General features: G+C 75.3%; 25 protein-coding genes. 19 read left to right on the top strand and 6 right to left on the bottom strand.

Annotated features, from left to right (window positions below):
• Positions 1-79 precede the first annotated feature (79 nt).
• The 3 genes from ACUN9U_RS13715 to ACUN9U_RS13725 are packed head-to-tail and all read right to left on the bottom strand — an operon-like array spanning position 80 to position 2,675.
• Positions 80-1,273: an acetyl-CoA C-acyltransferase gene (locus ACUN9U_RS13715; RefSeq protein WP_445485562.1), complete on the bottom strand. Its 1,194-nt coding sequence runs from the start codon at positions 1,271-1,273 to the stop codon at positions 80-82.
• Positions 1,270-1,953, bottom strand: a complete 684-nt coding sequence (locus ACUN9U_RS13720; protein ID WP_445485658.1) for a 3-oxoacid CoA-transferase subunit B — start codon at positions 1,951-1,953, stop codon at positions 1,270-1,272. Before ACUN9U_RS13720 ends, ACUN9U_RS13715 begins: the two co-directional genes overlap by 4 nt.
• Positions 1,950-2,675 carry a CoA transferase subunit A gene (locus ACUN9U_RS13725; protein WP_445485563.1) on the bottom strand — a complete coding sequence of 242 codons (726 nt, stop codon included), beginning with the start codon at positions 2,673-2,675 and terminating at the stop codon, positions 1,950-1,952. Before ACUN9U_RS13725 ends, ACUN9U_RS13720 begins: the two co-directional genes overlap by 4 nt.
• Positions 2,676-2,919: 244 nt before the next feature.
• Between ACUN9U_RS13725 and ACUN9U_RS13730 the strand changes: the two genes are divergently transcribed.
• A complete protein-coding gene (locus ACUN9U_RS13730) occupies positions 2,920-3,693 on the top strand; it encodes an IclR family transcriptional regulator (RefSeq protein WP_445485564.1) in 774 nt (257 codons plus the stop codon).
• Between the two features lie 19 nt (positions 3,694-3,712).
• Here ACUN9U_RS13730 and ACUN9U_RS13735 read toward each other — a convergent pair whose 3' ends face one another.
• Complete coding sequence (locus tag ACUN9U_RS13735; RefSeq protein WP_445485565.1) at positions 3,713-4,927, bottom strand: 4-hydroxybenzoate 3-monooxygenase; 1,215 nt, start codon at positions 4,925-4,927, stop codon at positions 3,713-3,715.
• A 293-nt stretch (positions 4,928-5,220) separates the two neighbouring features.
• Between ACUN9U_RS13735 and ACUN9U_RS13740 the strand changes: the two genes are divergently transcribed.
• From ACUN9U_RS13740 to ACUN9U_RS13785, 10 genes are all read left to right on the top strand, one after another.
• Positions 5,221-5,907 carry an HD domain-containing protein gene (locus tag ACUN9U_RS13740; protein WP_445485566.1) on the top strand — a complete coding sequence of 229 codons (687 nt, stop codon included), beginning with the start codon at positions 5,221-5,223 and terminating at the stop codon, positions 5,905-5,907.
• A gap of 89 nt (positions 5,908-5,996) precedes the next feature.
• On the top strand, positions 5,997-6,713 hold the full coding sequence (locus ACUN9U_RS13745) for an IclR family transcriptional regulator (RefSeq protein WP_445485567.1): 717 nt from the start codon (positions 5,997-5,999) through the stop codon (positions 6,711-6,713).
• 155 nt (positions 6,714-6,868) lie between these two features.
• Positions 6,869-8,083 (top strand): cytochrome P450, encoded by a 1,215-nt coding sequence (locus ACUN9U_RS13750; protein ID WP_445485568.1) that lies wholly within the window; start codon positions 6,869-6,871, stop codon positions 8,081-8,083.
• 7 nt (positions 8,084-8,090) lie between these two features.
• Entirely contained in the window at positions 8,091-9,212 is a 1,122-nt protein-coding gene (locus ACUN9U_RS13755; protein WP_445485569.1) for a PEP/pyruvate-binding domain-containing protein, read from the top strand.
• 81 nt (positions 9,213-9,293) lie between these two features.
• Positions 9,294-11,156: a PEP-utilizing enzyme gene (locus ACUN9U_RS13760; RefSeq protein ID WP_445485570.1), complete on the top strand. Its 1,863-nt coding sequence runs from the start codon at positions 9,294-9,296 to the stop codon at positions 11,154-11,156.
• Positions 11,157-11,158: 2 nt separating this feature from the next.
• Positions 11,159-11,923 (top strand): SDR family NAD(P)-dependent oxidoreductase, encoded by a 765-nt coding sequence (locus ACUN9U_RS13765; protein ID WP_445485571.1) that lies wholly within the window; start codon positions 11,159-11,161, stop codon positions 11,921-11,923.
• 40 nt (positions 11,924-11,963) lie between these two features.
• Positions 11,964-12,284, top strand: coding sequence for a 2Fe-2S iron-sulfur cluster-binding protein (locus tag ACUN9U_RS13770; RefSeq protein WP_445485572.1), 321 nt, complete (start codon positions 11,964-11,966; stop codon positions 12,282-12,284).
• Between the two features lie 2 nt (positions 12,285-12,286).
• Positions 12,287-13,576: an NAD(P)/FAD-dependent oxidoreductase gene (locus ACUN9U_RS13775; protein WP_445485573.1), complete on the top strand. Its 1,290-nt coding sequence runs from the start codon at positions 12,287-12,289 to the stop codon at positions 13,574-13,576.
• On the top strand, positions 13,573-14,241 hold the full coding sequence (locus ACUN9U_RS13780) for an HD domain-containing protein (protein WP_445485574.1): 669 nt from the start codon (positions 13,573-13,575) through the stop codon (positions 14,239-14,241). The genes ACUN9U_RS13775 and ACUN9U_RS13780 overlap by 4 nt, the downstream gene beginning before the upstream one ends.
• Complete coding sequence (locus tag ACUN9U_RS13785; protein ID WP_445485575.1) at positions 14,238-15,731, top strand: aldehyde dehydrogenase family protein; 1,494 nt, start codon at positions 14,238-14,240, stop codon at positions 15,729-15,731. The genes ACUN9U_RS13780 and ACUN9U_RS13785 overlap by 4 nt, the downstream gene beginning before the upstream one ends.
• Before the next feature lie 21 nt (positions 15,732-15,752).
• On the opposite strand, the gene ACUN9U_RS13790 is transcribed toward ACUN9U_RS13785, so the two are convergent.
• Positions 15,753-16,544, bottom strand: coding sequence for an IclR family transcriptional regulator (locus tag ACUN9U_RS13790; RefSeq protein WP_445485576.1), 792 nt, complete (start codon positions 16,542-16,544; stop codon positions 15,753-15,755).
• Between the two features lie 206 nt (positions 16,545-16,750).
• Here ACUN9U_RS13790 and pcaH point away from each other — a divergent pair, with 206 nt between their 5' ends.
• From pcaH to ACUN9U_RS13830, 8 genes are all read left to right on the top strand, one after another.
• The gene (gene pcaH, locus ACUN9U_RS13795; RefSeq protein WP_445485659.1) at positions 16,751-17,503 is read left to right on the top strand and encodes a protocatechuate 3,4-dioxygenase subunit beta; all 753 of its coding nucleotides are present in this window, start codon (positions 16,751-16,753) and stop codon (positions 17,501-17,503) included.
• Complete coding sequence (gene pcaG, locus ACUN9U_RS13800; RefSeq protein ID WP_445485577.1) at positions 17,500-18,096, top strand: protocatechuate 3,4-dioxygenase subunit alpha; 597 nt, start codon at positions 17,500-17,502, stop codon at positions 18,094-18,096. The genes pcaH and pcaG overlap by 4 nt, the downstream gene beginning before the upstream one ends.
• Positions 18,097-18,178: 82 nt before the next feature.
• A complete protein-coding gene (locus tag ACUN9U_RS13805; RefSeq protein ID WP_445485660.1) occupies positions 18,179-19,378 on the top strand; it encodes a lyase family protein in 1,200 nt (399 codons plus the stop codon).
• The gene (gene pcaDC / locus ACUN9U_RS13810; RefSeq protein WP_445485578.1) at positions 19,375-20,562 is read left to right on the top strand and encodes a bifunctional 3-oxoadipate enol-lactonase/4-carboxymuconolactone decarboxylase PcaDC; all 1,188 of its coding nucleotides are present in this window, start codon (positions 19,375-19,377) and stop codon (positions 20,560-20,562) included. Before ACUN9U_RS13805 ends, pcaDC begins: the two co-directional genes overlap by 4 nt.
• Before the next feature lie 239 nt (positions 20,563-20,801).
• Complete coding sequence (locus tag ACUN9U_RS13815) at positions 20,802-22,598, top strand: FAD-dependent oxidoreductase (RefSeq protein WP_445485579.1); 1,797 nt, start codon at positions 20,802-20,804, stop codon at positions 22,596-22,598.
• Positions 22,595-23,698 (top strand): iron-containing alcohol dehydrogenase, encoded by a 1,104-nt coding sequence (locus ACUN9U_RS13820; protein ID WP_445485580.1) that lies wholly within the window; start codon positions 22,595-22,597, stop codon positions 23,696-23,698. Before ACUN9U_RS13815 ends, ACUN9U_RS13820 begins: the two co-directional genes overlap by 4 nt.
• Entirely contained in the window at positions 23,695-24,612 is a 918-nt protein-coding gene (locus tag ACUN9U_RS13825) for a dioxygenase family protein (protein ID WP_445485581.1), read from the top strand. Before ACUN9U_RS13820 ends, ACUN9U_RS13825 begins: the two co-directional genes overlap by 4 nt.
• Positions 24,613-24,705: 93 nt before the next feature.
• Positions 24,706-25,635, top strand: a complete 930-nt coding sequence (locus ACUN9U_RS13830; protein WP_445485582.1) for an AraC family transcriptional regulator — start codon at positions 24,706-24,708, stop codon at positions 25,633-25,635.
• Between the two features lie 146 nt (positions 25,636-25,781).
• Here the strand turns inward: ACUN9U_RS13830 and ACUN9U_RS13835 are convergent, their stop codons facing one another.
• Complete coding sequence (locus ACUN9U_RS13835; protein WP_445485583.1) at positions 25,782-26,432, bottom strand: alpha/beta hydrolase; 651 nt, start codon at positions 26,430-26,432, stop codon at positions 25,782-25,784.
• Between the last annotated feature and the right edge of the window lies 1 nt (position 26,433).

Below are 26,433 nucleotides of genomic sequence, written 5' to 3' on the forward strand. Positions count from 1 at the left end.
CACCCCCCCCCCGTGCTCCGGGGCCTTGGGCCCCCCCGCGGGGGCCCCCTCGCCCATGATCACAGCGAGGTGGGTGGGGTCAGAGGGCGCGCAGGAGCACCGCCATGCCCTGGCCGCCGCCGCCGCACAGGGCGGCGGCCCCCAGGCGCCCGGCGCCGGCGTCCGCCAGGGTGCGGGCCAGGGTCCCGACGACCCGCGCGCCGGAGGCCCCCAGCGGGTGGCCCAGCGCGATCGCGCCGCCGTGGGGGTTGACCCGCTCCGGGTCCACGCCGAGCAGGCGCGTGGAGTGCACGGCCACGGCGGCGAAGGCCTCGTTGACCTCCACGGACGCCAGCTCGGACGCGGGTGCCCCGACCTCGGCGAGCACCCGCTGGACCGCGACGGCCGGCTGGGCGTGCAGCGACACGTCGGGCCCGGCCACGAACGAGGTCGCCAGCACCTCCGCCAGGGGTGCCAGCCCCCGCGAGGCGGCCAGGTCCGCGCTGGTCAGCACGAGCGCCGCGGCACCGTCCGTCACCTGCGAGGCGTTGCCCGCGGTGACGGACCCGTCAGCGGAGAAGGCGGGGCGCAGGCGCCCCAGCCCCTCGGCGGTCGTCTCGGGACGGACGCCGTCGTCGTCGGTGACCAGGTCGGTGTCGCTGCTGCGGCGTCCGCGGCCGACGACCCTGAACGGCTCCACCTCCCCGGCGAGCCACGGCGCGGCGGCTGCGGCGCGCTGGTGGCTGGCCGCGGCCCACGCGTCCTGCTCGCCGCGCGCCAGCCCGAGCCCTGCGTTGCGGGCCTCCGTGGAGGCGCCCATCGACCGGCGCTCGGTGGCGTCGGTGAGCCCGTCGTGCTCGAGGGTGTCCACCAGCTCCAGCGCCCCGTACCGCCGCCCCGAGCGCATCGGCGCCACGTGGGGCGCCAGGCTCATCGACTCCATCCCGAAGGCGACGACGACGTCGGCGCGCCCGGCCTCGACGAGCGCCGCGGCGTCGGCGACGGCCTGCATCCCCGACAGGCAGACGGCGTTGAGCGTGCTGGCCGGGGTGCTCAGCGGGATGCCGGCGGCCACCGCGGCCTGGCGCGCGGGGTTCTGCCCGGCGCCGCCCTGCAGCACGTGGCCGCCGAGCACGCGCTGCACGTCGCCGGGCCCCACGCCGGCGCGCGCGAGCGCCGCGCGGATGGCGTGGGCCCCCAGGTCGACAGCGGGCACCGCGGCGAAGCGGCCGCAGTACCGCACGAACGGCGTGCGGGCGTACCCGACGACGACGGCCCTGCGCTGCGCGCTCACCGCGGGGCCCCGCTCGTCGTCGTGCTGTCGAGGTCGGTGGTGAAGGCGGCGCCCGTGAGGGCGCGCAGCCCGGCCTCGTCCTGCCCGGGCGCGAGGCGGCGCAGCACCAGCCGGCCGCCTCCCCCGCCGTCGTCCTGCACGACGTCGAACACGGCCCTGTCGGTGATGATGCGGTCGACCACGCCGACGCCGGTCAGCGGCAGCGTGCAGCGCTCGACCACCTTGGGCGAGCCGTCCTTGGCGACGTGCTCGGTGAGGACGACGACGCGCGGCGTGCCCGCCACGAGGTCCATCGCCCCGCCCATGCCCTTGACCACCTTGCCGGGCACCTGCCAGTTGGCGAGGTCACCGGAGCCGGAGACCTGCAGCGCCCCCAGGACGGCGACGCCGATGTGGCCGCCGCGGATCATCCCGAAGGAGGTCGCGGAGTCGAAGACGGACGCGCCCGGCAGCAGGGTGACGGTCTGCTTGCCGGCGTTGATGAGGTCGGCGTCCTCCTCGCCCTCGTACGGGAACGGGCCCATGCCGAGCAGGCCGTTCTCGCTCTGCAGCACCACGTGCACGCCCGGCGGCAGGTGGTTGGCCACCAAGGTGGGGATGCCGATGCCGAGGTTGGCGCACGCGCCGTCCTCCAGCTCCTCGGCGGCGATGGCGGCCATCTCCTCGCGGGTCCACATCAGAGCGCGCTCCCCTCTGCCACGGCGGCGCGCGGGCGGACCGTGCGCTGCTCGACGTCCTTGGTGGGGTCCTCCACCGCCACGAGGCGCTGCACGTAGACGCCGGGGGTGACGACGTCGTCGGGGTCGAGGAACGTCTCGAGCACGTGCTCGGCCTCCACCACGGTGACCCTGCCGGCGGTGGCCACGAGCGGGTTGAAGTTGCGGGCGGCCAGGCGGTAGCGCAGGTTGCCGGCCGGGTCGGCGGTGTGGGCGCGGACCAGGGCGAGGTCGGCGACGATGCCGCGCTCGAGCACGGCGTGCACGCCGTCGAACTCCGCCGTGGGCTTGCCCCGCGCCACCTCGGTGCCGAAGCCGGTGGGCGTGTAGAAGGCGGGGATGCCCGCGCCGCCGGCGCGCAGCCGCTCGGCCAGGGTGCCCTGGGGGACGAACTCGACCTCCAGCTCACCGGCCAGGTAGGCCTGGGCGAAGAGCCTGTTCTCCCCCACGTAGCTGGACAGCACCTTGCGCACCGCGCCTGCCTCGAGCAGCAGGCCCAGGCCCTTGCCGTCGACGCCCATGTTGTTGGAGACGACGGTGAGGTCGCGCGCGCCGGTGTCGCGCAGCGCCCGGATGAGGTTGCTGGGGATGCCCGACAGCCCGAAGCCGCCGACGGCCACGGTCATGCCGTCGTGCACCACCCCCTCGAGGGCCTCGCGCGCGCTGGCGCACCGCTTCGGTGCCATGGGCCACTCCCTCGTGCTCCGCTGCTCGTCTGCTGCTCTGCTGCCGGTCCGACGCGTCCGCCGCTGCGCGCCACCACCTGGACGCGGCCCCCCAGCGCTCGCACGCTAGGGAAGCGCCCGTCGAGGGGGCAAGCACTCGGTTGAGGCGCGGCGAGATCGGTCAGCACGTGCACGCGGCCCTCGGTAGCGTCCACGATGTGAACGCCCTGGCCCGCGCCACCGCCGGCGCCACCGGGAGCGCCCCATGACCGCCCCGGCGACCGGCGGCGACCAGGCCGTCAGCCGGGCGAGCGCGGTGCTGCGCGCCGTCGGGCGCGGCCCCGCCGAGGGCCTGACCACCACCGAGCTGGCGGCGACCACGGGCCTCAACAGGTCGACCGCGCACCGCATCGCCACAGCCCTGGCCCGCGACGGGCTGCTCGACCGCCCCAGCGCCACCGGGCGCTGGCTGCTGGGCCCGGAGACCTACCTGCTCGGCGCGGTGGCCGCCCGCCGCTACGACGTCACCGCTCTCGCCCGCGACGTCGTGAGGTCGCTGGCGGGGGCCACCGGGGAGAGCGCGTTCTTCTCCGTGCGCCGCGGCGACGAGACCGTGTGCCTCCTGCGCGAGGAGGGCAGCTTCCCGCTGCGCTCCTTCGTCCTCCACGAGGGGGTGCGCTTCCCGCTCGGGGTGGCCTCGGCGGGGCTGGCGATCCTGGCGCACCTGCCCACCGCCGAGGCCGAGCGCTACCTGGCCTCCCACGACCTCACCCCCGCCTGGGGCGAGGCGCACGGCGGCGCAGCGCTGCGCGAGAGGCTGCAGCGCACCCGCACCGACGGCTACGCCACCAACCCCGCCCTGCTCGTGGAGGGCAGCTGGGGCATGGGTGCCGCGGTCTTCGACCACACCGGCGAGCCCAGCGGGGCGCTGAGCCTGACCGGCGTCGAGACGCGCTTCAGCGCTGAGCGCCGCCCGGTGCTGGGACGGCTGCTCCTGGAGCACGCCCACCGGCTCAGCCAGCGCCTGGCGCGCCCCTGAGCCTCCCCCGTCCTCGGCGTCAGCGGAGGCCGAGGCGCTCCGGCCAGCCGGTGTAGCCCTCGGCGAGGAAGGCCGAGCCGGAGCGGCTGGAGACGAGCGAGGCCAGCTCGGCCTCCTGGCGGCGCACGTCGAAGGGCGTCGCCTCCGGCAGCGCGTGCAGCATCGTCGTCATCCAGTAGGAGAAGTGCTGCGCCTTCCACACCCGCGCCAGCGCCCGGCCGGTGTACTCCTCCAGCGCACCGTCGTCACCCTTCTCCACGGCCCGCTCCAGCAGCTCGGCCAGCAGCCGCACGTCGGCCAGGGCCAGGTTGAGCCCCTTCGCGCCGGTCGGCGGCACGGTGTGGGCGGCGTCGCCGGCGAGCAGCATCCGCCCGTGCCGCATCGGCTCGTGCACGAAGCTGCGGAAGCGCAGCACCGCCTTGGAGGTGATGGGGCCCTCGATGACCTCGACGCCGTTCGGTGACAGCCGCGAGGCCATCTCCGACCAGATCCTGTCGTCGCTCCAGGTGGAGGCGTCCTCGTCGGGGGCGCACTGGAAGTACATGCGCTGCACCGACTCCGTGCGCTGGCTCACGAGGGCGAAGCCGCGCGCGGAGTGGCTGTAGACCAGCTCCGGGGCGCTCGGCGGCGCGTCGCACAGGATGCCGAACCACGCGAAGGGGTACTCCCGGCCCGTCTGCACGCGGGCGTCCTCGGGGACGGACCGCCGGCACTGGCTGCGGGAGCCGTCCGCGCCGACGAGGTGGTCGCACACCACCTCCTGCTCGCTGCCGTCCGCCGCGGTGAAGACGATCCGCGGCGTGGCGGAGGTGACGTCGAGGACCTGGGTGTCGCGCACGCCCCAGCGGACGTCACCGCCAGCGCGGTCGCGGGCGTCGGCGAGGTCGGCGAAGACCTCCGTCTGCGGGTACAGCCACGCCGAGGCGCCGACCAGGTCCTGGAAGTCGATGCGGTGCCGTCCCCCGCCGAAGGCCAGCTCGATGCCCTCGTGCTCGTAGCCCTCGGTGAGCACCCGCTTGCTGGCCCCGGAGTCGACCAGGAGCTGCACGGTGTCGTGCTCGAGGATGCCCGCGCGGACCGTCGCGTAGATCTCGTCACGCGTCCGGTCGTCGACCACCACGGTGGAGATGCCCGCGAGGTCGAGCAGGTGGGCCAGCATCAGCCCGGCGGGCCCACCGCCGACGATGCCCACCTGGGTGCGGGTGAGGTGCCGGGTGCCGCCGCTCTGCGTCATGCGCCCATGGAACGCCCGGCCGCCGCGATCCCCAACAGCGGGGTTCCGCTGGGCGGAAGCACCGTGCGGGTGTGCGGGCGCGCCACCTGGACGGCCTGCCCGAGCCGGTGCGCGGCCAGGCCCAGGTACGGGCGGCCCGCTTCCAGTGGACGGAAGTCCGTGCTTCCTGCGGGGGCCCAGCGGTCCGTAGCCTGGGGGCGCGCGAGGGGGCGCAGGGCCCCCACCGACGGCGCCGGCGGTGCTAGCGGGTGCCACGGCGGCACCGCTCGGCGCCGCGCCCGCGAGGAGGAGCTGTGAGCCCCAAGCTGGAGCCGGTGACCAACCTGCTCGGACGTGACGTCAGCGCGCGCACGCCCGCGGTCGCCGACGTGGTGGGCGCGTCGCCCATGCCGGCCCACGACGAGGACGTGTGGCGGCTCGCCGCCCCGCACCTGCGCGTGCGCAGCAACGACGCCCACACCCTGTACTCCTACGAGCTGGCCCGGGCGCTGGTCGACCTCGTCCCGGGCGCCGACGCCGACGTCGTGCTGCCGGCCGTCCTGCTGCACGACACCGGCTGGTCGCGCGTCCCCGAGGAGGAGGTGCTCGAGGCCATCGCCCCCGGTGGGGACCGCCCCGACCTCGTGCGCCGCCACGAGGTCGAGGGCGCCGCGATCGCACGGGAGGTGCTCGAGCAGCTCGGGCGCAGCCCCGAGGTGGTGGACCGGGTGGTCGCCATCGTCGACGGGCACGACTCCCGGGCGCATGCCACCTCCGTCGACGACGCCGTCGTCAAGGACGCCGACAAGCTCTGGCGCCTCACCCCGCACGGCGTGGACACCGTCATGGACTGGTTCGGCCTCACCCGGGAGCAGGCGCACCTGCTCATCGGCAGCCGCGTCCACACGCACCTGCTCACCGACGCCGGCCGGACCGTGGCCCGGGGACTGGCGACGGTCGCGCGGACGGACACCTCAGCCCAGCTGGGAGCACTGGGCTGAGCGCGCAGCTGGACGGCCAGCGCAGCGCCGGGCCCGGCCGCGGCCGGAGGCGCCCGACCGGGGAGTCCGTCACCGCCAGGGTCCTGCGGGTGCTGCAGGCGTTCGAAGGCAGCACCTCCCCGCTGACGCTGACGCAGATCGCGCAGTCCGCCGAGCTGCCGCTGCCGACCGCCCACCGGCTGGTCGGGGAGCTGGTTGAGTGGGGCGCCCTGCAGAGGGACGCCATGGGCCGCTACCAGGTGGGGCTGCGGCTGTGGGAGGTCGCGCAGCTCGGCGGGCGGCACCTGCGCGACGCGGCGCGCCCCTACCTGCAGGACCTCTTCAGCCTGACCCACGAGACAGCCCACCTCGCCGTGCGGGAGGGGCGCGACGCCCTCTACGTCGACAGGGTCTACAGCTCCAAGCGCGTCCCGCGGGCCTCGCGGGTGGGTGGCCGGCTGCCGCTGCACGCGACGGCGGTGGGCAAGGTGCTGCTCGCCCACGAGGAGCGGTGGCTGCAGGAGGCCTACGTCGCCGCGCCGATGCACGCTCCCACGCTGCGCACCCACGTGAACTCCGAGCGCCTGCTCGTCGAGCTCGCCCAGATCAAGGAGCAGGGCTGCGCCACCACCTACGAGGAGGTGCGGGCCGGCGCCTGCTCGATCGCCGTTCCCGTCCTGACCCGCGCAGGCACCGCGGTGGCGGCGCTGGGGCTGTCGATGCTCTCCTCGCAGGCCACCCAGATGCAGCGGCACCTGCCGGTGCTGCACGGGGTGGCCCGCCGCATCGGGAGCGCGCTGGAGCCCTTCGCCGGACGCGGCGGCTGACCGGGGCATCGCTTCCAACAGTCGGAATCGCGTCCTTGTGACCGGCTGGCCCGGGTGCACAGACTGGCGGGGTCAGTCACCGACGACGAGACCAGGGAGCCAGCGTGCCGCAGTCCCGGCAGTCAGCTCCGAGCCCCGCGGCCCAGGGGTGCCCCGTGCACCACGGCTACGAGCCCTTCGCCCAGGACGACCCCTTCCCCGCCTACGCCGCCCTGCGCTCGGAGTCACCCGTCCACTTCGACGAGCGGGTCGGGTACTGGGTGGTCACCCGCTACGACGACGTCAAGGCCGTCTTCGAGGACTGGCAGACCTTCAGCAGCGAGAACGCGCAGGCACCGGTGCGCGAGCGGGGCGCCGAGGCGAAGCGGATCATGCTCGACGGCGGCTTCACCGCCTACTCGGGCCTGTCCGCGCGCGTCCCGCCGGACCACACGCGCATCCGCAAGATCGCCTCGCGGGCGTTCACCCCCCGCCGTTACAAGGCGCTGGAGCCGGCGGTCCGCGAGAACGTCGTCAGGCTCCTGGAGGACCTGCTCTCCCGCGTGGACCGCCGTGGCGACCTGGTGGCCGACCTGGCCCGGGACGTCCCGACGGTCACCATCCTCACCCTCATCGGCGCCGACACCTCCCAGGTCGCCACCTTCAAGCGCTGGTCGGACTCGCGCGCGGCGATGACGTGGGGCGACCTGTCCGACGAGGAGCAGGTGCCCCACGCCCACAACCTCGTGGAGTACTGGGGCGAGTGCCAGCGCCTGGTGGCGCAGGCTCACGAGGAGGAGCGCGACAGCCTCGTGGGCGACCTCGTGCGCGCCCAGCGCGAGGGCGCCGACATCAGCGACCACGAGATCGCCTCCCTCTGCTACAGCCTGCTCTTCGCCGGCCACGAGACCACCACCACGCTCATCTCCAACGCGCTGCGCGTGCTGCTGGCCCACCGCGACCAGTGGGACGCCGTGGTCGCCGACCCGGCGCGCGTGCCCGCCGCCATCGACGAGGTGCTGCGCTACAGCCCCTCGATCGTGGCCTGGCGCCGCAAGGCCCTCGCGGACGCCGTCGTCGGCGGGCAGCACGTGCCCGCGGGCGCCGAGCTGCTGCTGGTCATGGGCTCGGCCAACCGCGACGAGTCCCGCTTCGAGGACCCCGACGCCTTCGACACCACCCGGCCCAACGCCCGCGACCACCTGTCCTTCGGCTTCGGCATCCACTACTGCCTGGGCAACATGCTCGCCAAGCTGCAGACCCGGATCGCCGTCGAGGAGGTCGCCCGGCTCGCCCCGTGGATGCGCCTGGTGGACGGCGAGCGGATCCGGTTCGGCGACAACCTCTCCTTCCGCGCGCCAGTGCGCGTGCCCGTCACCTGGGAGGCCTGACACGACCATGCATCACCAGAACACCGACGAGCACGCCTACGTCCAGTTCTTCGACGCCCCCGTCGCCCCCCGGCACGAGCTGCTGGGCGGCAAGTGCGCCTCGCTGGTCACCATGACCGCCGCCGGCATGCCGGTCCCGCCGGGCTTCGCCATCACCACCGCCCACTACGACGCGGTGCTGGACAGGTCGGGCACCGCCGCGACGATCGCCGCTGCTCTGACCGGGCTGGACCCCGAGGACGTCACCGCCGTCGACGCCGCCTCGGCGCGCATCCGCGAGCTCATCTGCACCGCGCCGGTGCCCGCCGACCTGCGCGAGCACGTGGTGAGCGCCTACCGGGCCCTGCAGGGGCGCTTCGAGCAGGAGGTCCCGGTGGCCGTGCGGTCCTCGGCGACCGCCGAGGACCTGCCCGACGCGAGCTTCGCCGGGCAGCAGGACACCTACCTGTGGGTGCGCGGGGAGGAGTCCGTGCTCGAGCACGTGCGCCGCTGCTGGGCGTCCCTGTACACGAGCCGGGCGGTCCTGTACCGCCTGCGCCACGGCGTCCCCGAGGAGGGCCTGTCCATGGCCGTGGCCGTGCAGAAGATGGTGAACGCCCGCGCGTCGGGGGTGGCGCTGACCCTCGACCCGCTGACCGGTGACCGCTCGAAGATCACCATCGACTCCTCCTACGGCGTCGGCGAGATGGTGGTCTCGGGCCAGGTGACCCCCGACAACCACGTGCTCGACAAGGTCGTGCTCGCGCTGGTCTCGGAGACCATCGGCGACAAGCACGCCGAGCTCGTCCCCGACGCGACCTCGGGGCAGCTGGTCGAGCGCGAGGTCGAGCCCGAGCGCCGGCGCCGCCGCTGCCTCAGCGACGCCGAGCTGGTGGCCGTCGCCCGGCTCGCCAAGCGCGCCGAGAGGCACTACCGCTGCCCCCAGGACGTCGAGTGGGCCCTCGACGCCGACCTTCCTCCCGGCGAGGACCTGCTCCTGCTGCAGGCCAGGCCCGAGACCGTCCACTCCGCCGCCGCGGGCCGCCCGCCCGCTGCGACCGCGCTGCCCGCACCGTCGGCACCAGCCGCGCCAGCCGGGACCTTCGACTTCTCCGCGGTGCTCCGCAGCTCCGCAGCCGCCCGCGGCTGAGCCCTCCCCGCCTCCACCGGCACCCCGTCCCACCCGCCCGGTCGCGACGCCGCGACCACCCCCGCCCGCGAAGGAGCAACCGTGACCGCGATCGACCCCTCCCCCACCACCGCGCCGGGCCAGGCCCGGCCGGTCCTGAAGTCGTTCCCGAGGCCGTCCGACCTCACCGTCCCCGAGGGTGCGGAGGGCTGGGAGGACCTCTACCCCTACCACCTGGCCTTCCGCAACCTGTCGGGCCAGGAGGACGAGAAGTTCTGGTTCTGCGACAGCCAGCACTGGCCTGCGGTCTTCAAGCCCTTCGAGACCATCGGCGGGGAGTTCGCCGTGAAGTGCCTTGGGCAGTACAACACCCGCCACCTGCTGATCCCCCCGGCCAACGGCATCGAGTTCAAGATCCACCTCGGCTACCTCTACATGAGCCCGGTGCCCGTGCCGCCGGACGAGGTCGGCGCCCGGGTGCCGGAGTTCGAGCGCCGCGCCGGCCACTACTTCCAGAACTGGGACGGCCTGCTGGAGCAGTGGAAGGTCAAGGTCCGCGCGACGATCGACGAGATGGAGGCGCTCACCTTCGCGCCGCTGCCGGACGTCGTGCCCTTCGACGACGTCGTCTCCGGCCGGGCCAAGGACGGCACCGAGGTGCTCATGGAGGGCTACGACCGGCTGATCCAGCTCTGCTACCAGAACTGGCAGTACCACTTCGAGTTCCTCAACCTCGGCTACATCGCCTACCTCGACTTCTTCGGGTACTGCAAGGGCGCCTTCCCCGGCATCCCCGACCAGGCCATCGCGAAGATGGTGCAGGGCGTGGACATGGAGCTGTTCCGGCCCGACGACGAGCTCAAGCGCCTCGCCGCCCTGGCCGTGGAGCTGGGCCTGCAGGACGCGCTGTCCGACACCGACGACGTCGAGGGCACCCTCGCCCGCTTCGCCGCCGCCGAGGGCGGGCGGGCCTGGCTGGACAGCTACCGCGAGGCCCAGGACCCGTGGTTCAACTTCACCATCGGCAACGGCTTCTACGGCACCGACAAGTACTGGAAGGACCACCAGGAGATCCCGCTGGGGTTCATCAAGGACTACGTGCGCCGCCTGGACGCCGGGGAGCGGATCCAGCGCCCGGTGGCCGAGCTGCTCGCCGAGCGCGAGCGCATCGTGGAGGAGTACCGCGAGCTGCTGGACGGCGAGGCGCTGGCCACCTTCGACGCCAAGCGCGGCCTCGCGGCGACGGCCTACCCCTACGTGGAGAACCACAACTTCTACATCGAGCACTGGACCATGGGCGTCTTCTGGCGCAAGGTGCGCGAGCTGAGCGCGGTCTTCGTCGGGGCGGGCTTCTGGGCCGACGTCGACGACGTGCTGTACCTGACGCGCGGGGAGGTCCGCGAGGCGCTGTTCGACCTGGCCACCGCCTGGGGCGTCGGCTCGCGGGCGACGGGCCCCGACTACTGGCCCGCGGAGGTCGAGCGCCGCCGGGGGATCATCGACGCGCTGGCGACGCGGCGCCCTCAGCCGGCGCTGAACACGCCCCCGGCGGAGATCACCGAGCCGTTCACGATGATGCTCTACGGCATCACCACCGAGCAGGTGCAGCAGTGGCTGGGCGAGGACGAGGGCGGCTCCGAGGGCGTCATCACCGGCATGGCCGCCTCGCCGGGCGTCGTGGAGGGCCCGGCGCGCGTCATCACCAGCGCCGACCAGCTCTTCGAGGTGCAGCAGGGCGAGATCCTCGTGGCCACCATCACGGCGCCGTCGTGGGGTCCCGTCTTCGGGAAGGTCCAGGCCACCGTCACCGACATCGGCGGGATGATGAGCCACGCCGCGATCGTGTGCCGCGAGTACGGGCTGCCCGCCGTCACCGGCACCGGCAGCGCCTCGACGACGATCCGCACCGGCCAGCGCATCCGCGTCGACGGCTCGCGCGGCCGGGTCGAGATCCTCGAGGACTGACCGTGGCCACGCACGCCGATGCGGGCGAGGGCCGCACCGTCCTGGTCACCGGCGCCGCCGGCGGGCTCGGCAGGAGCTTCGCCCTCGGCTTCGCCGGCCAGGGCTACCGGGTGGCCGTGGCCGACGTCGACCTGGCCGGCGCGCAGGAGACCGCGCGCCTCGTGCGCGAGGCCGGCGCGCAGGCCCTGGCGGAGCGCGTGGACGTCACCGACCCGGCCTCCGCCGAGCGCGTCGCCTCCGCCGTCGCCGCGTTCGGCGGCGGGCGCATCGACGTCGTCGTCAACAACGCCGCCGTCTACGCCACCGTCACGCGCTCGCCCCTGGAGGACATCGACCCCGCCGAGTGGGACCGCGTCATGGCGGTCAACCTCAAGGGGCCGTGGCTGGTGGTGCGGGCGTGCAGCCCGCACCTGCCCGAGGGGGCGCGCGTGGTCAACCTGTCCTCGGCCACCGTCTACAGCGGCTCGGAGCACTGGCTGCACTACGTGGCCTCCAAGGGCGGCGTCATCGCCCTCACCCGGGTCATGGCCAAGGAGCTGGGGCGGCGGTCCATCACCGTCAACGCCATCGCCCCCGGCTTCACCCTCACCGAGGCCAGCTACGGCCTCGTCGAGGACGCCGAGCACTACGGCGTCGACCGCAGCGCCCTGCGCCGCCCGGCGCTCCCCGAGGACGTGGTCGGCGCAGCGCTCTTCCTCGCCGGTCCGCACAGCGCCTACGTCACCGGGCAGACGCTCGTCGTCGACGGCGGCCGGCAGTTCGTCTGACCCCCTGCAGCCCTGCACCCCGCACCACCGAGGAGTTCCGATGCCCCAGGTCAGCTTCACGGACGCCGACGGCGGCGTCCGCGTCGTCGAGGCCGTCCCCGGCGACTCGGTCATGGAGACCGCCGTGCGCAACGGCGTGCCCGGGATCGTCGCCGAGTGCGGCGGCTCGCTCTCGTGCGCCACCTGCCACGTCTTCGTGGCCGCCGACGACCTCCCCGACCTCCCCGCGATGGAGGAGATGGAGGACGAGATGCTCTACGGCACCGCCGTCGAGCGGGAGGAGTACTCCCGGCTCAGCTGCCAGCTGCCCATCACCGAGCACACCGACCTGCACGTCACGACCCCAGCGACGCAGGTCTGACCGTGGCCGCCGACGGACTGCTCATCATCGGGGCCTCCCAGTCAGGCGTACAGCTGGCGGTCTCGCTGCGCGCCCTGGGCTACGAGCCCCCCATCACCCTGCTGAGCGACGAGGACCACCGGCCCTACCAGCGGCCGGCGCTGTCCAAGCAGTTCCTCCAGGGCAGCATCTCCAAGGAGAAGCTCATCCACAGGTCCCAGGAGTACTGGGACGAGCACCGCATCACCCTGGTGAAGGGCCAGCGGATCATCAGCGTCGAGAAGCGCTCCGACGGCAGCGGCGTGGCCACCGCCAGCTCGGGGGCCACCTTCGCCTTCGACAGGCTGGCCCTCACGGTGGGCGCGCGGGCGCGCCGGCTCCCGCTGCCCGGCGCGGACCTGCCCGGGGTGCTGTCCCTGCGCAACGCCGACGACGCGCTCGAGCTCAAGGCCCGCGCCGAGACCGCCGTCGACGTCGTCGTCATCGGCGGGGGCTTCATCGGCCTGGAGGCCGCCGCCAGCCTCCAGAAGATGGGCAAGCGCGTCACGGTGCTCGAGGCCGGTCCGCGCCTCGTGGGACGCGCCGTGGGCGAGGACGTGGCTGCGCACCTCCTGGCCCACCACCGCTCCCGCGGCATCCGCGTCGAGCTCGGCGCCCGCACCGAGGCGCTCGTCGGCGACGACGACGGCGTGCGCGGCGTGCGGATGGCCGACGGGCGCACGCTGCCCGCCGACGTCGTGCTGGTGGGCATCGGCGTGGTGCCCAACACCGAGCTCGCCGAGCAGCTGGGCCTGGAGTGCGACAACGGCATCCGGGTCGACTCCTGCGCCCTCACCTCCGACGGCGTGACGGTCGCGGTGGGCGACTGCGCCAACCTCCCCAACCCCGTGCCCGGCTCGGCCCCGGAAGACCGGGTGCGCTTCGAGAGCGTCAACAACGCCATCGAGCACGCCAAGGTCGCGGCGTACGCCATCACCGGCCGCCGCGAGGAGTACGCCGGCATCCCGTGGTTCTGGTCCGACCAGGGCGAGCTCAAGCTGCAGATCGCCGGGCTGTCGCAGGGCTCGGAGCGCACCGTGGTGCGCCGCGACGACGCGAGGGGCAGGTTCACGGTGCTCCACTACGCCGGGGAGCGGCTCATCGCCGCCGAGTGCGTCGGTGCCCCGCTGGACTTCATGGCCGTGCGGCAGGCGCTCGCCGCCGGGGCCGACATCCCCGCCGACCTCGCAGCGGACCCGTCGGTGCCGCTGAAGTCCATCACCACACCGGTGGGAGCCCGCGCCCAGCTCGCGACGTCGGGGCTGACGGCATGAGGACCGCCCTCCCCCCGACCCCGGTGCCGGTGCACGGCGCCGTCGACACCTCCCCCATCGCCTGCACGCCGGCCCGCGGTGACGACCTCGACGCCATCTGGACGGCGGTGGTGCCCGAGACGCGCACCCGCGGAAACGACATCCACCTGCCGATCTCCCTGGCCTACGCGGAGCGCCTGTGCGCCGCCTACCCGCAGGCGGACGCACTGGTGGTGAGGGTCGCCATCCTCCTGCACGACACCGGCTGGGGCCGGGTCGACGAGAGCCGCATCATATCCGAGGGTTTCGGCGGCGACTGGCGCAGGGCCGCGATCCGCTTCGAGCACGAGGAGCAGGGCTGTGTCATCGCCCGCGAGGTGCTGCCGGGCCTCGGGCACTCCCCGGCCTTCGTCGACGCCGTCGTCGACATCATCCGCGGCCACGACACCCGCAAGGAGGCGCACACGCTGGAGGACGCCCTCGTGCGCGACGCCGACCGCCTGTGGCGCTTCGACCACGCGGGGATCGCCCTGGCCTCCGGGTGGTTCGGGCTCGACCCCGCGACGTACTGCGACCGGCTGTGGCGCGAGATCGTGCCGGAGCTGCTCACCGAGGCTGCGGTGCGGATGGCCCACGCCGACCTCACGCGCTCCGAGGCCCTCCTCAAGACCGGGGTGATCCGGTGACGGCACAGGCCGAGCAGCTGCCGCACCTCCGGGCGGACCTGCGGCTGCCGCACACCCACGTCGACGACCTCCACGTCGACGGCGCCTGGGTGCCGGCGACCGGCGGCGGGCGGCTGGACGTGGTCGACCCCGCCACCCGCGAGGCCTGGGGCAGCGCTCCCGGAGCCAGCGCGCAGGACGTCGACGCCGCCGTCGAGGCCGCCGCTCGGGCCTTCCGGGACGGTCCCTGGCCGCGGCTGGCGCCTGCCCAGCGTGCTCAGCACCTGCTCCGGATCGCCGAGGAGGTGGAGGCCAGGGCCGAGCTCATCGCGCAGACCACCACCCGCGAGAACGGCTCACCCATCAGCGAGACCCGCGGCGCGGCGGCGAACGCCGCAGGCATCCTCCGGCACGTCGCGGGGCTCGCGCACGTCCTGGAGGCCGAGGACGTGCGCCCCTTCCCGTCCGGCGAGGGCGAGACGGTGGTGAGGAGGGACCCCGTCGGGGTGTGCGCGCTCATCGCGCCGTGGAACTTTCCCATCAACCTCATGGTCGTCAAGCTCGCCCCAGCGCTGCTGGCCGGGTGCACCGCCGTCCTCAAGCCCGCGGAGACCACCCCGCTGTCCCTGCGCTACGTGGTCGAGGCGGTGCAGGCGGCCGGCGTGCCGGACGGCGTCGTGAACCTCGTGACCGGCGCCGGTGACGTCGGTGACCGCCTCGTCCACCACCCCCTGGTGGACAAGGTGGCGTTCACCGGCTCCACCGCCGTCGGCCGGCGCATCGCCGCCGCCTGCGGACAGCTCCTGCGACCGGTGACCCTGGAGCTGGGCGGGAAGTCCGCCGCGGTCGTGCTGGAGGACGCCGACCTCGACCGGGTCGCGGGCGTGCTGCTCCGCTCGTGCCTGCGCAACACGGGGCAGACCTGCTACATCTCCACGCGACTGCTGGCGCCGGCCTCGCGCTACGAGGAGGTCGTCGCGATGGCGGCCCGCACCGTGGCGGCCGCAGCAGTGGGAGACCCCCTCGACCCGGCCACCACCTTCGGGCCGGTGGCCACCGCGCGCCAGTACGAGCACGTGCTGCGCCACCTCGAGGACGCACGGCGGGAGGGGGCCAGGGTGGTCACCGGCGGCGGTGCCGTCCCCGGCTCTGCGGGCTGGTACGTGGAGCCCACCGTGCTGGCCGACGTCACGCCCTCGATGCGCGTGGCGCGCGAGGAGGTCTTCGGACCGGTGCTGGCGGTCATGAGGTACGACGACGTCGACCACGCGGTCGAGCTGGCCAACGCCACGGACTTCGGCCTGGGCGGTCTGGTCTTCTCCCGTGACGCCGCCGCTGCCCAGCGCGTGGCCGAGCGCATGGACACCGGCTCGGTGGGCCTGGGCTTCTTCGCGTCCAACCACAACGCGCCCTTCGGAGGGCGGCACGACTCGGGCCTGGGGGTCGAGTACGGCCCCGAGGGGCTGCACGCCTACCTCTCGTACAAGTCGATCCACCGCCGGGCCGGCTGACGCGGCGCGGGCCGGCCCGGGTCAGGCCGGCTCGACCGCCTCGTCACCACCGGCCACGGCCGGCGCCCGTTCGAGCGAGCGGGAGATGCCCTGCGCCGCCACCTGCAGCGCCGCCACGAGCCGTGGCCTCTCGCGGGTGAGGGAGGGGACGACGACGCCGAGCGCCGCGACCACCCGCCCGCGCTGCGAGACGGGGACGGCCACCGAGCACGCCCCGAGGCCCAGCTCCTCGGCGGTGGTGGCGTAGCCGTCGCGCAGCACGAGGGTCAGCTGGCGGCGCAGGCCGCCGGGGGCGGTGATCGTGAAGGGCGTCAGCCGGGGCAGCTCGCGCAGCACCTCCTCGCGGACGTGCTCGGGGGCGTGCGCGAGGAGCACCTTGCCGACGCCGGTGGCGTGCAGCGGCAGCCGGGACCCCACCGTGGAGACCACCGGCAGCGACGCGTTCCCGCGAAGCCTGTCGACGTAGAGGGCGCTGGTCCCGTCGCGGACGGCGAGGTGCACGGTGGCGCGCGTGGCGCCGTAGAGGTCCTGCAGGTGCGGCGCCGCCACCTCGCGGAGCCCGGACTGCACCGGCGCGAGCAGGCCGATGTCCCACATCCGCCGGCCCACGACGTAGTCCCCGGACGGGGTGCGCGAGAGGGCCCCGAAGGCGACGAGGTCGGCGACCAGGCGGTGCGCCGTCGGCAGCGGCATCCCGGTGCGCGCGGCCAGCGCGCTCAGCGCCAGCCGGCGGTGCTCGTCGTCGAAGGCGGCGAGCAGGCTGAGCGCCCGCGAGGTGACGCTCTCCCCCGCCGTCCGGCTGTTGCCCGCCACGGGCGGAGTCTGCCGCGCGGAGCGCTCGCGCGGGACGGCGGAGCACTCGGCCCACCCGGATGGCTTCCGCTGGACGGAAGCCGATCCGGCGCGGCGGACCCCGGTGCACCTAGCGTCGCTCCATGAGCAGCTCGGCAGCACTCACCGGCGCAGCGCAGCGCCACCCCGCCACGGGCCTGGCGCTGCAGCACGTCGTCGACGACGAGATGGCCGCGATCACCCGCGCCTACGAGGAGTCAGGGGCGGCCGAGGTGCAGCCGCGCCGCGACTACCCGCCCTACCGCTCCAGCCTGCTGCGCCACCCCACCAAGGACCTCCAGCACGCCGACCCCGAGGGCGTGGAGCTGTGGGCGCCCTGCTTCGGCGAGCGCGACGTCGACCCGCTCGAGGCCGACCTGACGGTCCAGCACGGGGGCGAGCCGATCGGCGAGCGCATGGTCGTCACCGGACGCGTGCTGGACGGCGAGGGCCGCCCCGTGCGCCGGCAGCTGGTGGAGGTCTGGCAGGCCAACGCCGGTGGGCGCTACGTGCACAAGCGCGACCAGCACCCGGCCCCGCTGGACCCGAACTTCACCGGCGTCGGCCGCTGCATCACCGACGACGACGGCACCTACCGCTTCACCACCATCAAGCCGGGCCCCTACCCGTGGCGCAACCACCACAACGCCTGGCGCCCCGCGCACATCCACTTCTCGCTCTTCGGCACCGACTTCACCCAGCGGGTGGTGACGCAGATGTACTTCCCCGGAGACCCGCTGTTCGCCCTCGACCCGATCTACCAGTCCATCGTCGACCCGAGGGCCCGCGAGCGGCTGGTCGCCACCTACGACCACGAGCTCACCCAGCACGAGTGGGCCACCGGGTACCGCTGGGACGTGGTGCTGACCGGCAGCCTCCGCACGCCCCTCGAGGGCGACCTGGACGTCGAGCGCACCGAGGACGAGGAGGCGGCCCGATGACGCTCACGACGACGACGGGCGGCCGGGTCGCGCACCAGCCGCCGCCGGCCCTGCTCCCGACACCCGGCCAGACGGTCGGGCCGTTCTTCCACTACGCGCTGCCCTACCCCGGTGACCGCGACCTCGTGGCCCCCGGCTCTCCCGGCGCGGTGCTGCTGCACGGCACCGTCACCGACGGCGCGGGACTGGTGGTCCAGGACGCGCTGGTCGAGGTCTGGCAGGCCGGTCCCGACGGGCACGTGGTGCAGCGCCAGGGGTCCCTGCGCCGCGACGGGCACGTCTTCACCGGCTTCGGCCGCTGCACCACCGACCGGACCGGGCGGTTCGCCTTCACCACGCTGCGCCCGGGGTCCGTGCAGGGCGGCCTGCCCTTCTTCGCGCTCACCGTCTTCGCCCGCGGGCTGCTGCACCGCCTGTTCACCCGGGCCTACCTGCCCCTGGACGGAGCCGGGCCGGACGCGCTGCTGCGCGCCGCGGGGGGGCGCGCGCACACCCTGCTGTGCGCCGAGGACGAGGACGGCCTGCGCTTCGACGTCCGGCTCCAGGGCGAGGACGAGACGGTGTTCCTGCGGTGGCCCGGCGAGCGCGCGTGAGGCCGCCCGGCAGGATCGCCGCGTGAGGGACGCACGCGCCGACGGGCTGTGGTGGCCCGGTGACCACCGCGCCGACCAGCTCATGACCGGCAGCGCGCTGCTCGCGGCGGCGGTGCGCGTGGAGCAGGTCTGGCTGGACGCGCTGGTCAGCGCGGGCGCCGCGCCGGCGGACGCCCGGGCCGACCTGGCGCGCGTCGTGGAGGGCGCCGGCGGCCTCGACGACGCCGCGCTGGCCGAGGCCTCCGAGGCCGGCGGCAACCCCGTGCAGCCGCTCGTGGCGGCCCTGCGCGCGGCGCTGGCCGAGGCCGGCTCCCCCGCCGCGGCGTCCTGGCTGCACCGCGGCCTCACCAGCCAGGACGTCCTGGACACCGCCGTCCTCCTGTGCGCCCGCGAGGCCGTCGGCGCGGTGCGCCGCGAGCTGGGCGACCAGGTGGCGCACCTGGTCGCCGTCGTCGGGGAGCACCGCGGGACGCCGGCGGTGGCGCGCACGCTCACGCAGCCCGCCGTCCCCACCACCTTCGGGGCCAGGGCGGCGGGGTGGCTGCACGGGCTGCTCGACGCCGACGAGGCGCTGGCGGCGCTGCGCTGGCCGGTGCAGCTGGGCGGGGCCGCGGGCACGCTGTCGGCGGTGGTCGAGCTGGCCGGGCCCGAGGGGGCGCGCGCCCTGCGCCGCAGCGTCCCCGCCGCGCTCGGCCTCGAGGCCTCCCCGCCGTGGCACACCCGCCGCACGCCGCTGACGCGCCTGGGCGACGCGGCCACCACCGCCACCGACGCGTGGGGCCGGATCGCCAACGACGTCCTCGTGCTCGGGCGCCCCGAGCTCGGCGAGCTGCGCGACGGCTCCGCCGGTGGCTCCTCGACCATGCCGCACAAGGCCAACCCCACCCTCGCCGTCCTCGTGCGGCGGGCGGCCCTGGCCGCGCCGCAGCTGGCCGCGACGCTGCACCTGGGAGCGGCCGAGCAGGTCGACGAGCGCGCCGACGGCGGCTGGCACCTCGAGTGGCAGACCCTGGCGCTGCTGCTGCGGCGCACCGCCGTGGCGGCGGGCCAGGCCAGCGACCTGCTGCGCGGCCTGCAGGTCGACGCCGGACGCATGGCCGAGCGGGTGTGGGAGCTCGGTGCCGACGTCCTCGCCGAGCAGGAGAGCATGGCCGGTCTCACCGGCCGGCCCGCCGGCGAGACCTACCTCGGCCTGGTGGACGACCTCGTCGACGAGGCGCTCGCCAGGGCCGCCGCCCACCTCGAGGGGCACCCCACCACGACGTCGCTGGAGGACCAGTGAGCACCACCCTCGTCCGTCTCGCCGGGCACGACGGGCTCCCCCTGCTCGTGGTGGGCCCCTCGCTGGGCACCAGCGCGGAGGCGCTGTGGTCGGCTGCCGCAGAGCGCCTGGGCGACGCCTTCCACGTGGTGGGCTGGGACCTGCCCGGCCACGGCCGCAACCGCTGGGTGCCCGGCGGGAGCGGCTCCGGCGAGCGCGGTGTCTCGATGGCCGACCTCGCCGCCGACGTCCTCGCCGCCGTCGACGCGCTCGCCGGGACAGGGGCCCCCTTCGACGTGGCCGGTGACTCCGTGGGCGGCGCCGTGGCGCTGCAGCTGCTCCTCGACGCGCCGCAGAGAGTGCGCTCGGCGGTGCTGCTGTGCACCGGGGCGGTGATCGGCACGCCGCAGTCGTGGGCCGAGCGCGCCGCGGCGGTGCGGGCCTCCGGCACTCCCTCCCTGGTGGCCGCCTCGGCGCAGCGGTGGTTCGGGCCGGGCTTCGTGGATCGCGAGCCGCAGCGCAGCTCCGCGCTGCTGCACGCGCTGTCCCAGGCCGACGACGCCGGGTACGCCGCCGTGTGCGGGGCGCTGGGGCGCTTCGACGTCCGCGACCGGCTGGCCGAGGTGGATGCGCCGGTGCTCGCCGTCGCCGGAGCCCACGACGTCGCCACCCCACCGGACGGCCTGCGGGAAGTGGCCGACGGCGTGCGCGACGGGCGGCTCGTCGTCCTCGACGACGTCGCCCACCTCGCTCCGGTCGAGGCCCCCGAGCGGGTGGCCCGGCTGGTGCGCGAGCACGTCCAGCGCGCGGCGCGCAGCACCATGACCGTGGCGCAGGTCCGCGAGGCCGGGACGGCGGTGCGCCGGGAGGTGCTGGGTGACGCCCACGTCGACCGCGCCACCGCGGCGGCCACGGACCTCACGCGCGACTTCCAGGAGCTCATCACCGAGTACGCCTGGGGCAGCATCTGGACCCGTCTGGGCCTGGACCGCCGCTCGCGCTCGGTGGGCGTGCTCACCGCGCTCGTCGCGCGCGGCCACCACGAGGAGCTGGCCATGCACGTGCGCGCCGCGCGCCGCAACGGCCTGACCGTGGAGGAGGTCAAGGAGGTCCTCCTGCAGGCGGCGGTCTACTGCGGCGTGCCCGACGCGAACACCGCCTTCCGCATCGCGCAGCAGGCGCTGTCCGAGGACGGCGGGGCCTGACCTGCGCGCCTCCAGGGGATGTGGCGCGCAGCCGCATGATCGTCACCGAGGGGAGGAGGCCCCCTCGGGCCGCGACGACCACGCGGGTGAGCGCCAGGTGACCCAGGCGCTGTGCGCTGGTTCCGGCCGTCCCCTGGCCTGGTCGCGCCACGCCGGGCCGGCGGGCGGTCCACGGCCCCACACTCGAGGGGGTCCGGCGGTGGCGAGGCGCGCGAGGGTGCGCGCGGTGGAGGCGTCCAGTGGCTGTGTTCGACGACGGGATCGCCGCGACGGCGCTCCCCAGCGGCTCGCGCGTGGAGACCGACGTGCTCGTGGTGGGCTCCGGCCCCGCCGGCGCCTCGATGGCGCTGGCGCTGGCCACCTACGGCGTCCGCGTCCAGCTGATCACCAAGTACCGCTGGACGGCCAACACGCCGCGCGCGCACATCACCAACCAGCGCGCCATGGAGTTCTTCCGCGACATGGGCCTGGAGGAGCAGGTGAAGGCGGTCTCGACGCCGCACCACCTCATCGGCGACACCGTCTTCTGCTCCTCCATCGCCGGGGAGGAGTTCGGCCGCATCCTCGCCTGGGGCACCAGCCCTGACCGCGAGGGCGACTACGTGCGCGCCTCCCCCACGATGAACTGCGACGTCCCGCAGAACTACCTCGAGCCGATCCTCGTCAGCGGCGCGGCCCAGCGCGGCGCGCAGGTGCGCTTCTCCACCGAGTACCTCTCCCACGTCCAGGACGACGAGGGCGTCACGACGACGGTGCGCGACAGGGTCACCGGGGCGGTGCACGAGGTCCGCTCCCACTACCTCGTCGGCGCCGACGGCGCCCGCTCGCAGGTGGCCGAGGACCTCGGGCTGGCGATGGAGGGCCGCATGGACATCGCCGGGTCGATGAACATCACCTTCCGCGCCGACCTCACGCGCCTGGTCGGGCACCGCCCGTCGGTCCTGTACTGGGTGGTGCAGCCGGGCGCGAACGTCGGCGGCATCGGCGCCGGGCTGGTCCGCATGGTCAGGCCCTGGAACGAGTGGCTCATCGTCTGGGGCTACGACATCTCCCAGCCGCCGCCGCAGGTCGACGAGGCCGCGGCCCTGGACGTCGTGAGGTCGCTGCTCGGCACGTCCGACGTCGACGTCGAGATCACCGGCACGTCGCTGTGGGGCAACAACGAGCGGTACGCCACCGAGCTGCAGCGCGGCCGGGTCTTCTGCGCCGGTGACGCCGTCCACCGCCACCCGCCCTCGAACGGCCTGGGCTCGAACACCTCCGTGCAGGACTCCTACAACCTCGCCTGGAAGCTCGCCGCCGTGCTCAGGGGGCAGGCCGGGGAGCGGCTGCTGGACTCCTACACCGCTGAGCGCGCGCCCGTGGCGAAGCAGGTGGTGCTGCGGGCCAACCAGTCGAGCCGGGAGTTCGGCGGCTTCTTCGACGCCCTCGGGGTGACCGGCGCCGCCGACGAGGCGGGCATGGTCGCCGCCATCGAGGAGCGCAAGGCGCCCACCCCCGCGGGCCGGGCCAAGCGGGAGGCCCTGCGGAAGGCGATGGAGCTCAAGCACTACGAGTTCAACGCGCACGGCGTGGAGCTGGGTCAGTTCTACGGCTCCGGCGCCGTCGTCAGCGACGGCAGCGCGCTGCCCGAGCCCACCCGCGACCCGGAGCTCTACTTCACCCCCTCGACCGTCCCGGGCTCCCCGCTCCCCCACGCGTGGGTCGGTGACAGCACCCGCAAGCTCTCCACCCTCGACCTCGCCCCCAGCACGGGCTTCACCGTCTTCACCGGCGTCACCGGCCAGGCCTGGGCCGACGCGGCCGAGCAGGTGGGCGCCGCCCTGGGCGTCCCGCTGCGCGCGGTGGTCATCGGGCCCGGCCAGGCCGTCACCGACCTCTACGACGACTGGGCGCGGCTGCGGGAGGTCGAGGAGGACGGCGTGCTGCTCGTGCGCCCCGACAAGGTGGTCGCCTGGCGCTCCCGGGGGCCGGTGGAGGACCCGGCCGCCGCCCTGGAGCGGGTGCTGCGCCAGGTGCTGGGGCGCGACGCGTGAGCGCCGGCACGCGCGGGACGGGCCTGGCGCCCTTCGACCACACCACCCTCGGCCAGCGGGTGCTCTTCGGCAGCGGCGCCGCCGTCGAGAGCACCGCCCGGGTGGTCTCCGACCTCGGCGCGCAGCGCGTGCTCGTCATCGCCGGGCGCTCCTCGGCGCAGGCCGCGCACGACGTGGCCGCCGCGCTGCCCGTGGTCGCACGGATCGAGGAGGTGGCCCAGCACGTGCCCGCCGAGCGCGCCGCCGCGGCGGTGGAGGTGGCCGGGCGCAGCGGCGCGGACCTCGTGCTGACCATCGGCGGCGGGTCCGCGACGGGCCTGGGCAAGGCGGTGGCGCTGCGCACCGGCCTGCCGCTGGTGGCGGTGCCCACCACGTTCGCCGGCTCGGAGGCCACCGACGTCTGGGGCACCACCACGGACGGGGTCAAGCGGACCGGCTCGGACCCCCGGGTGCTGCCGCGGGCGGTGGTCTACGACGCCGCGCTGACGCTCGGGCTGGCGCCCGGCGCGGCGGCCGCCTCCGGCCTGAACGCCGTCGCCCACGCCGTCGACGGGTTCTGGGCCCCCCGCGCGGACCCCCTCAACGCCGCCCTCGGCGCGGAGGGGCTGCGGGCCCTCGTCCCGGCGCTGCAGGACCTCGCCGCCGGCCAGGACGGCCTCGCGGTGCGCGAGCGCCTGCTCTTCGGCGCCCACCTGACGGCGGTGGCCTTCGCCTCGGCCGGTTCCGGGCTGCACCACAAGGTCTGCCACGTCCTCGGGGGGGCCTTCGGGCTGCCGCACGCCGAGATGCACGCCGTCGTGCTGCCGCACGTCACCGCCTTCAACGCCCCCGCCGCCCCCGACGCCGCGGCCCGGCTGTCCGGGCTGTTCGACGGCACCGCCGCGGCCACCGGGCTCCAGCGGCTGCACGCCGACCTCGGCGGGCCGCGGGGTCTGCGCGACCTCGGGCTGGCCGAGGGCGACCTGCCGCGCGCCGTCGAGCTGGTGCTTCCGAGCGTGCCGCCGTCCAACCCCCGCCCGGTCGACGCCGCCGCGCTGGCGGCGCTGCTGCGCGCGGCGTGGGCCGGCGCCCCCGTCCCCGACGAAGGAGTGCAGCGGTGAGCGGTGAGGGCGCGCGGGCGACCGGCCCGGCGGACGACCGGGTGTCCGCCGAGCAGCGGGCGCGCGAGGAGGAGCTCGTCGAGCGCGTCGTCGCCTCCTTCGACGCCACCCCCGACGAGCGCCTGCGCCACCTGCTGGTCGAGCTGGTGCGCCACCTGCACTCCTACGTGCGCGCCGTGCGGCTCACCGAGTCCGAGTGGGCCGCGGCGGTCGCCTTCCTCACCCGCGTCGGCCACACCACCAGCGGCACGCGCCAGGAGTTCGTGCTGCTCAGCGACGTGCTCGGGCTGTCGATGCAGACGGTGGCGGTCAACAACGAGGCGTACCGGAACGCCACCGAGGCCACCGTGTTCGGGCCGTTCTTCGTCGACGAGGCCCCGGTGGTGGAGGCCGGCGGTGACATCGCCGGCGGGGCCCCCGGGGAGCCGGCGTGGGTGGAGGGGACGGTGCGCGACGTCGACGGGAACCCGCTGCCCGGGGCCCGGATCGAGGTCTGGGAGGCCGACGCCGAGGGCCTGTACGACGTCCAGCACGAGGACGGGCGCACCTACGGGCGGGGACGGCTGGTGGCCGGCGACGACGGCGGCTACCGCTTCTGGGGGCTGTTCCCCACCCCCTACCCGATCCCCGACGACGGCCCCGTCGGTGACCTGCTCGCCAGCACGGGACGCTCACCGCTGCGCGCCTCCCACCTGCACTTCATGGTGTCCGCACCGGGGTGCCGCACCCTCGTGACGCACATCTTCGTGCGCGGTGACGAGCTGCTCGAGCGGGACTCCGTGTTCGGGGTCAAGGAGTCGCTGGTGCTCGACTGGGAGCACCACCCGGCGGGCGCGCCCACCCCGGACGGCCGCGACCTCGGCGGCCGGGGCTGGGCCAGAACACGCTTCGACATCGTGCTCGCACCCGCCTGAGCACCCGGAGCACCCCGCGAGCCGGTGTACGTTGCCGATCTCCGGGGACGGCGTCGGCGCCGTCCGGGCGACGCGACGGGGCGGTGCGCAGGGGTGCTGGTCGAGGGCTACCGCTCCTTCTCCACCGCCGGGCTGCCCCCCGAGCAGCGCGTGGCCAGGTGGGAGGAGCACAACGCCAGCGCCCTCATCGAGCTCAGCGCCAGGACGCTCGACGGCAGCGCGCTGGAGGGCCGCGAGGCGGTGCTCGACGTCGGCGGGGTGCACCTGGCGGGCGTCGCCGCGAGCGCTCACGTGGTGGAGCGCTCCGCGCGGCAGATCGCCGCCAGCGGCGTCGACGGCGTCGCCCTCTACTTCGCGCTGCGCGGGGAGTCGTTCTTCCACCACGGCGGCGGGGTGCAGCTGCAGCGCCCGGGCACCCTGCTGGTCTGCGACGTGGGCCGGCCCTTCCTGCGCGGCTTCGCCCACGGCCTGGAGGAGCTGGTCGTGCAGGTGCCGCGCGCCACCTTCGAGGAGGTCGCCGGGCGCTCGCTGCCGGCCGAGCCCCTGGTGCTGGACTTCGGCGACGCTCCCGGCGGCGCGCACGCCGCCGCGCTGGCGCGGCTGGTGCGCGCCGCGCTGGCGCGCCCCGGGCCCGGCGAGCGCGCCGCAGCGCAGCGGCAGCTGGGCGGCCTCCTCCACGCCGTCCTGCACGGCTCGACCACCAGCGCCGACCACCGCCGCGCGGCGCTCGCGCACGTCGAGCGGCACCTGGGCGACCACGACCTGTCCGTGGGCGCCGTGGCCCGCGCCGTCGGCCTCAGCGAGCGGCACCTGGCGCGGGTGTTCAGCGAGGACGGCACGAGCGTCGCGCGGGTGGTCCTCGAGCGCCGCCTGGAGCTGGCGCACCGCCTGCTGTCCGCGCCGGGGCGCCCCGCGGTCTCGGCGGTGGCCGCGCGCTGCGGCTTCGTCTCGGCCTCGCACTTCGCCCGGGTCTTCCGCGAGCGCTACGGGTGCTCCCCCGGCGAGGTGCGCGCCGGCTCGTGAGCGGGCGCGGCTGACGTGGCGCGGACCCCCGTGATCGTCGCGGAGGACCGACGGCCCCCGTCCCCCTGCGCTCGTCCCTCGGTGACGATCAAGGACGTCCGCGCCACGACGCTGCGACGATCATGGGGCTGCCCGTCACCAGGGACTCAGGCCAGGGCCCGCTCCAGGACGTCGGCGACCGCGCGGCGGGCCAGCGGCGTCACCACGTGGTCGGCCCCGGGCTCGACGAGGAGGGTCACCGGCGCCCCGGCTGAGGCCAGCAGGTCGGCCGTCTCCTGCACGCGCCACAGGGGCACCCACCCGTCCTCGGCGTGCGTGGCCAGCAGGACCGGCACACCCGCGGCACCGTCGGGCGGGGCCGGCGCGGTCCCCGGCGGCCCCGCGAAGCCACCGGTGAGCGCCACCACGGCCGCGTAGCGGCGAGGGGAGGTGAGGAAGGACTGCAGGGCCAGGCAGGCGCCCTGGGAGAACCCCAGGAGGACGACCCGCTCGAGCGGCACCCCGGCGTCGACGGCCTCCTGGACCGCGGCGTCCACGGCGGCCAGGGCCTGGGTGAGGTGGGGCTCGTTGCGCGCGAGCTCGGCGGTGAAGGGCAGCGGGTACCAGGTGTCGCCCGCGGCGCGGGGGGCCAGCACCGGCAGGTCCCCGAGGGGCAGCGCCTCGACGAGCTCCCGGAAGGCGTCCCGGTCCTGGCCCCGGCCGTGCAGCGCCACGACGACGGCCCGGCCGTCGGGGGGCTGCGGTCCCCACCTGTCCGTCGTGACCCCGCCGTCCCCCACGACCCCGCTGTCCACCACG

Source organism: Quadrisphaera sp. KR29 (genome assembly GCF_052644995.1).

Excerpts from the sequence above, each read along its gene's own strand:
- ACUN9U_RS13730 (WP_445485564.1), top strand. The coding sequence starts at position 2,920 with ATGACCGCCCCGGCGACCGGCGGCGACCAGGCCGTCAGCCGGGCGAGC.
- ACUN9U_RS13770 (WP_445485572.1), top strand. The coding sequence starts at position 11,964 with ATGCCCCAGGTCAGCTTCACGGACGCCGACGGCGGCGTCCGCGTCGTC.
- ACUN9U_RS13725 (WP_445485563.1), bottom strand. The coding sequence starts at position 2,675 with ATGGCACCGAAGCGGTGCGCCAGCGCGCGCGAGGCCCTCGAGGGGGTG.
- pcaG (WP_445485577.1), top strand. The coding sequence starts at position 17,500 with ATGACGCTCACGACGACGACGGGCGGCCGGGTCGCGCACCAGCCGCCG.
- pcaH (WP_445485659.1), top strand. The coding sequence starts at position 16,751 with ATGGCCGCGATCACCCGCGCCTACGAGGAGTCAGGGGCGGCCGAGGTG.
- ACUN9U_RS13735 (WP_445485565.1), bottom strand. The coding sequence starts at position 4,927 with ATGACGCAGAGCGGCGGCACCCGGCACCTCACCCGCACCCAGGTGGGC.
- ACUN9U_RS13805 (WP_445485660.1), top strand. The coding sequence starts at position 18,179 with ATGACCGGCAGCGCGCTGCTCGCGGCGGCGGTGCGCGTGGAGCAGGTC.
- ACUN9U_RS13780 (WP_445485574.1), top strand. The coding sequence starts at position 13,573 with ATGAGGACCGCCCTCCCCCCGACCCCGGTGCCGGTGCACGGCGCCGTC.
- ACUN9U_RS13755 (WP_445485569.1), top strand. The coding sequence starts at position 8,091 with ATGCATCACCAGAACACCGACGAGCACGCCTACGTCCAGTTCTTCGAC.